The 5998-nt window shown below is 51.4% G+C and carries 8 protein-coding genes; 7 read left to right on the top strand and 1 reads right to left on the bottom strand.

Translation table 11 applies throughout. The features are described from left to right. Positions 1-334: 334 nt before the first annotated feature. Positions 335-1351, bottom strand: coding sequence for an IS110 family RNA-guided transposase (locus tag M7F93_RS10840; RefSeq protein WP_035192195.1), 1017 nt, complete (start codon positions 1349-1351; stop codon positions 335-337). A gap of 139 nt (positions 1352-1490) precedes the next feature. On the opposite strand from M7F93_RS10840, the gene M7F93_RS10835 reads away from it, so the two are divergent. From M7F93_RS10835 to M7F93_RS10805, 7 genes are all read left to right on the top strand, one after another. Then, entirely contained in the window at positions 1491-1889 is a 399-nt protein-coding gene (locus tag M7F93_RS10835; protein WP_298173253.1) for a hypothetical protein, read from the top strand. After that, a complete protein-coding gene (locus M7F93_RS10830; protein WP_298173250.1) occupies positions 1886-2668 on the top strand; it encodes an autotransporter outer membrane beta-barrel domain-containing protein in 783 nt (260 codons plus the stop codon). Before M7F93_RS10835 ends, M7F93_RS10830 begins: the two co-directional genes overlap by 4 nt. A gap of 118 nt (positions 2669-2786) precedes the next feature. Beyond that, positions 2787-3317, top strand: a complete 531-nt coding sequence (locus M7F93_RS10825) for a DUF302 domain-containing protein (RefSeq protein ID WP_298173247.1) — start codon at positions 2787-2789, stop codon at positions 3315-3317. 916 nt (positions 3318-4233) lie between these two features. Then, complete coding sequence (locus M7F93_RS10820) at positions 4234-4683, top strand: tetratricopeptide repeat protein (RefSeq protein WP_298173244.1); 450 nt, start codon at positions 4234-4236, stop codon at positions 4681-4683. Between the two features lie 156 nt (positions 4684-4839). Continuing rightward, entirely contained in the window at positions 4840-5448 is a 609-nt protein-coding gene (locus M7F93_RS10815) for an AbrB/MazE/SpoVT family DNA-binding domain-containing protein (protein WP_298173241.1), read from the top strand. A 68-nt stretch (positions 5449-5516) separates the two neighbouring features. Further along, positions 5517-5780, top strand: coding sequence for a hypothetical protein (locus M7F93_RS10810; RefSeq protein ID WP_298173238.1), 264 nt, complete (start codon positions 5517-5519; stop codon positions 5778-5780). Between the two features lie 37 nt (positions 5781-5817). Further along, a partial coding sequence (locus M7F93_RS10805; RefSeq protein ID WP_298173235.1) for a DUF2934 domain-containing protein occupies positions 5818-5998 on the top strand: 181 nt, incomplete at its 3' end.

Below are 5998 nucleotides of genomic sequence, written 5' to 3'. Positions count from 1 at the left end.
TTTTGTTTGTATGTGGCTCCATATTCCCAGTGCTGATCGCCGCTTTCGTATTCCATGTATGAACGTCCTCGGTTTTGCAAGATGCCGTAGATTTTGGATTGGGTTGACTGCACACATGTATCCGGCCTGTTGTTGGGCATCAGCCCTGGCCCTAATGGACTATCCGCGCGCCTGCTCCTCATCACGCTATCGGCTTCAGGAGCCTGTGGAATACCCAGGGTTTGCAGGCGCTGGTTCGACCTATCCGCCATCTCTCGTCATCCAGCAATCGTGGAACTTGAGAACCTCCTTTATTTCACAACTTGTTTACCTGGCGCAGTTGTCGCCATTGCCTTTAGCCACTGGCTGCCAACCGGTAATGCTCGCCCCGCGCCATAATGGCCCACGCCGTCCGTACCATCTTGGCCGCCAGCGCCACAGCGGCCTTCTGAATCCCCCGGCGCGCCACTAGTGCTCTGATCCATTGAGATCGCGGATCGGTCTTTTCTCCCAGATGCCGGATCACGACCAAGGCCCCCTGTACAAACAGGGTGCGCAGGTAACTGTCTCCCTGCTTGGTAATCCTTCCCAAGCGGGTCTTTCCACCAGAACTGGATTGCCTCGGCACCAGCCCAACCCAGGCCGCGAGTTCCCGACCATTGCGAAAAAGCCTAGCGTCACCCACCGTCGCCACCGCCGCCGTAGCGGTGACTGGACCAATGCCGGGAATCTCCGCCAGCCGCCGCGCCGTCTCGTCTTGTGCCAGACGTGCGATCTTCCGGTCATAATCCGCCAGCCGCTCTTCCAGCCGCAGCAGATGCCCGCGCAATTCGGAAAAGACGCTCACCGCATCCAGGGGGATTTCCGAGTCCGCCAGTGCTTCCACCAGCCGCTTGGAAAAGGTTGCCGCTCCTTGGGGCAGGACAATGCCAAATTCCTGTAACAACCCCCGGATCTGGTTGATCAACGCCGTCCGTTCCGCCTTGATTGCCTCGCGTACTCGATGCACTACCAAGACCGCCTGCTGTTCCAGTGTCTTGATGGCGACGAAACGCATGCTCGGGCGGGATACCGCCTCGCAGATGGCTTCTGCATCATTGGCGTCGTTCTTGCCGCTCTTGCGGTAGGGAACGACGAATTGGGGCGCAATGATGCGTACTTGGTGGCCCAGATTGCCAATCTCCCGTGCCCAGTGATGGGCGCCGCCGCAAGCTTCGATGCCCACGAGACACGGCGGCAGATTGCCCAGCGTCTCCAGCAGTTTGGCCCGACTGACAGCCTTTTTCAGAATGGGCTTACCATGGCGATCCACACCATGCAGTTGGTAGATATTTTTTGCCAAGTCGATGCCCAGGGTTGTAACTTCTTTCATGGGATGAACCTCCTTGTTTCGATAGAGCCCCATCGTGGCATCAGACCACGGCTGGGGGGAAGAGGACGTTCATTCCATTACGCTAATGGTTGAAGTTCATTATGGCTGAATTGTTCCCGATCATTCTCTCGGTAATGTGATGCCCGTCGAACTTTCACCCATTATTCCACTGATGCAGAGTCTGGGTGTCCCGTCTTGCAATAATTGTGTGGGTGTCGAGGCAGCCATAAAGCGGCATCAGCGTATTGATGGCTGGACACGTAATCTGGTCGTGACCACCCTCGACAGAATTATGCTGTATCCCCTGCCTGTTCTTCAGGTCACCAGTAACGTCATGCGCGATATGGATATCCCCCTTGGTTACGACACACCATCCGGATGTGGTGGCAATGCTCTACCTGATATCCCTACCGCGATATCAGGTCATTATATAATTAAAACACGTTCACCTAAACAAAGGATATTGCCTAAATTGAACCATATTCATTCTTGGTTATCTAAAGCTTTCCACAGTAGAGATATGGAGAACGTGATATGAAATATAAGATTCTTATTGCATGCGCAGCGATAAGCACATTTCCAGCAGTCGCATGTGCCAGTTCGTTGAGTCATGGTTTGAACTCACTCGGGATCTATGGTGAGGCAGTTGGAACGCCAAATTCGTTTAACTCATTTAATACTCAGGGATTAGCAAAGTCTTTTCAGACAATGAAGCCTGCTTCAGGGGGCAATACATCAGGAGGCATCGGGGTAGTTCTATCGGGAGTCAGCAAAGACAATTTCTTTATGCATCTGGGCTTCAACTATGGCTTCAATCCAATCATCGGAGATAATACCAGCAATAGTGGCCATTCGCTGGCTTTTAATGCTCGCCTTGGCAAGGGCTTCCTTTTTGGTCGACACTTGATGTTTGGCCCCTACATTGGTTATCAGTATGCGCAATTCAAGCTCGGTATTGGTAACCATGATAGTTTTGCCAACGCCACTTACAACAATAATGCCATAGGGGGTGGTTTGTTTATTGCCATGGAGCCGGTACAAGATCTTACTGTCACTGCACACGCAGGATACTTAGCAGGAATTGCATCAAATGAAAAAGTAAATCTGGATTCATTCTCTCTTGAGCCTGGTGGAACACCATCAGCAAACGTTTTTCAGCTAGGTGGGAAACTTAGCTATCGTTTCCTTTCTGATGTCAGCGGCTTCGTCGGGGTAGACTATGATCGTTACATGGCCTCAAATTATGTAGGGCCGATCAACATTAAAACGCGCGTGAATACCTTACGCGGCATGGTAGGCATAGCTTACAATTTTTAACAGCTATAGGCGGTATGCAGTACAAACAGTGCGCCTTGCGAATACCTGTATTATCTGCGTATTCGCTTTATGGGCGGTTGCAGATAGACAACCTCCCTTTTTTAAGGAGTGAAACAGGATGCAGAATAAATCAACACCGGTGAAGTGGGTAGTTTTGAAAGCCGGTCTGGCCGTATTCGGCTTGTGTTCCGTTGGGGGTGGTGTTGCCGCCGCCAGCCCGCTGTATGTTGAAAAAATCAATATGCCCATGAAGACTGCTATCGGCGAAGTGAACAATGTTCTTAAAGATGGGGGGTACAAGATTGTGCTCAAGCTGAATATCTTGAAGCTGATCGATGCGCAGGAAAAGAAGCTCAAGATTCCGCACTTTAATCGTCCGAAATTTACCGATGTCAGGGCTGTGGTATTTTGCAATCCCTATGACTTCAGCAATCTACTCAATACGGACTGGCCAGTTGCTGCGGGGTGTCCCCTTAATCTGACGGTGTTTAGCATGGGGCAAACAAGTTACGTGGTATATGGGCTACGCGCAGATTACGCGCTGGGGCCACGATCCAAAAAGATCGGTAACCAGCTGGATCAAGCCGTGATTCGGGTATTGAAAGGGATCCCGATGTCCCGTGAAGTCACACATTACCCTAAATTCTAGCATTGGACCAAGACTGCGGCATGCTCACACCTATCTAGTTGATTTGTCAAGGTGCCAACAAACCAAACCCCTCCTTTCAAGGAGGGATAAAGTCAATGCTTTTTGTGGTATGGAGGCACTGCCTATCCCGCTCACAAGGTATGCGTCTTACATGAACGTCATCGGTTTTGCAAGATGTCGTAATTTTGGAGAAAGGGATCGATATCGCGGTATGGGGTAACATAAATAATGCTTTATAAACAGCTTGTTGCGTGCGCACATGTGCTTGCGTAGCCTCTGCCTTCACTGTCTTGACCAATGGGTCCACCATAGTGCTCAGGCTCATTTCATATTAAAAGAGGCTGCTACTTGAAAAGTACCTACGGAAAACAATAACGTAAGGAGCTATCAGCATTCGTTTTAAGGGACTTCAAGCCCGTTGCAATGTCTTTTAGTTGGTGTCAATCCCTTCGGGTCTGATTCCCCGCTGCTTGCAGCGAAGCGTGGCAAATAGCGAGCGGCTGAGGGAAATCCCCGCAGCAAACTGCGGGGATTCTTATTTGCGGAAGGTCGTTACGTGACGATTATGGAGGTATGGGTAGCTGATGAGTCGAAGCGATAAACTTTTTGCACTGATACTGACATCCGGGATTTTGAGCATATTAGCGGGAATCGTCATTACGGCGTTAATGACACGCATACCAGTTTCTCATGTTTTTGTAAATGAAGCAGGAGCTAGGCTCATAAGAAAAGGTGGAGTAGCCGTGATTGCGGTTCCGTTTTGGCCGAATGTGTACCGAGTAAATCCGAAATCAACAGATGCGGCATTTTCATCTAATGCAACTTTATATTTTAAAGGACATATTAGTGTGACTCTACCACGCTCTGATGTTAGATTATGGGTTTATCGCGGGTAGTTCTCAACCTATGAGGTAAAATGAAGATGAAGATGAACATGAGCATGCAAAAACCTTTATCATCAGCTACATTAAGTTTTGCCGTGATATTGTTGGTTACATTGTTTGCACAGAGGGCGCAAGCGGGAACCACCTTCGACGAAGGGCTTCCAGTTGCGAGACCTCAGAACTTAGCACGTTTAGTGAGTTCTGCAGAACACGGATTTGGTCCGGCACAATATCGCCTCGGATGGGCATATGCTAGAGGGTTTGGGGTTCCACGCAAGCCTGTTAATGCCTTCTACTGGTGGAAAGAAGCGGCTAAAAATTTGGACGCGGCGGCTCAGTTACAAGTGGGAATAGCGTATGCCAAAGGATTTGGAGTGGAAACAAGTATGACTAGGGCAATTCATTGGTGGAAGCTGGCAGCTCGCGACGGACATCCTGGAGTGGCTTTAGAAGCTCAACGTTTGCTGGATTCTGCGGTTTAAGAAAGTTTTTAGGGTGACTGTTCAGCCAAGGTCAGGCTGAACAGTCACGAAAAGGTTACAATTATCCCATGGAATACCAAAGCAGATAAAAGGGAACATACATGCCAGAAGCCCAGAATCCTGTTCTGATCCTCACGAACGAACGATTACCTTAGCATGCGCGTGATGCGTGTGATTGGTCCGATCTACGGGGCTTCAGTACGATCCCACAGTATTGTCGGTGATTTTCTGGGCGGCATCCGGGCGGTGTTTGGCGGGAAGCGGGCGGGAGACCTGAACATGATCGCTCAAGCGCGGGTTGCAATTCTGGCGCAACTGGCGGGTCCGCGCCGCATGGGGCTCCCTTCTGTTTCTTTATGTTGTTATAGGGAGGCAGAGTTCGTCAGGCTGTCAGCGGGTGCGGCAGCCTATCATCACCATAAGCCCTGCAGGCCGCAAGCCATCTGGGAACCCGCAGGGACGATCGCCATGATTACCAGCAAATTAACCAGCAAAGCCCAAACCACGATTCCGCAGCCGGTGCGGATCGCATTGCATCTTCGGGAGGGGGATGAGATTGTCTACCGCATCGAGGATGGCCTGGTTTGGGTTGGGGCAAGCAGGGGCGATGGGGACCAGGGCGCTGGGACTATCCGCCTCACCCCTACGCCCGCTGTGCACCGGGCCGCTGGTAGCATTGAAATGATCGTTGGTTCTGGGGCCGGGTCCATTGGACAAGACAGTAGCGCGGTGCTTTTTTCCGGTCGGGATCGCTGGCGTTCATAAAAGCGTCACATTCGGGGTGTATTCTCAGAACCGGGCACGTCCGCCCGTCATTGGCCTGGAGACTGATCATGGAACTCAACCCATTGCAATCCCGTGTGGCGCAACTCTATCAGGAAGGCCTATATGCCAGCATCGGTACTTGGGAGGATGCCCAGCTCACCCACGATGCGCTGTTTTTGTTCCTGCTCCAGGAAGCGGAGGAGTGCCTAGACCTGGATGTCTTAGAGAGTCATGTCGCTGTGGTCAGCGAACATCTGCAGGATTTTCTGGATGAGCTGGCAACGGCAATAGCGAACGCCGCGGAAGACTCCGCTGACGGCGATCAGCCCTAAGCGTTGTAATTCTTTTCCACATAGAGGAGATACATTGATGTCTGAGGAAAATGAGGAGGTCCAGCATCGCCAAGTGGCGGGCGAGTCGCGGTTGCCTGCGGAGGCGCGCTACTGCATGATCGCCGAAGCCGCTTATTTCATCGCCGAACGACAGGGTTTTGAGGGGGACTGCGAGGCACACTGGCTGGAGGCTGAACGCGAGATCGACCGGATGCTCG

This window comes from Acidithiobacillus sp. (assembly GCF_027322205.1).
Classification (GTDB): Bacteria; Pseudomonadota; Gammaproteobacteria; order Acidithiobacillales; family Acidithiobacillaceae; genus Acidithiobacillus.
This window is presented reverse-complemented; position numbering and strand designations above follow the sequence as displayed.

What these genes read in the sequence shown, in the direction of transcription:
- M7F93_RS10830 (WP_298173250.1), top strand. Translation starts at nt 1,886, where the DNA reads ATGAAATATAAGATTCTTATTGCATGCGCAGCGATAAGCACATTTCCA.
- M7F93_RS10815 (WP_298173241.1), top strand. Translation starts at nt 4,840, where the DNA reads ATGCGCGTGATGCGTGTGATTGGTCCGATCTACGGGGCTTCAGTACGA.
- M7F93_RS10825 (WP_298173247.1), top strand. Translation starts at nt 2,787, where the DNA reads ATGCAGAATAAATCAACACCGGTGAAGTGGGTAGTTTTGAAAGCCGGT.
- M7F93_RS10835 (WP_298173253.1), top strand. Translation starts at nt 1,491, where the DNA reads ATGCCCGTCGAACTTTCACCCATTATTCCACTGATGCAGAGTCTGGGT.
- M7F93_RS10820 (WP_298173244.1), top strand. Translation starts at nt 4,234, where the DNA reads ATGAAGATGAAGATGAACATGAGCATGCAAAAACCTTTATCATCAGCT.
- M7F93_RS10810 (WP_298173238.1), top strand. Translation starts at nt 5,517, where the DNA reads ATGGAACTCAACCCATTGCAATCCCGTGTGGCGCAACTCTATCAGGAA.
- M7F93_RS10840 (WP_035192195.1), bottom strand. Translation starts at nt 1,351, where the DNA reads ATGAAAGAAGTTACAACCCTGGGCATCGACTTGGCAAAAAATATCTAC.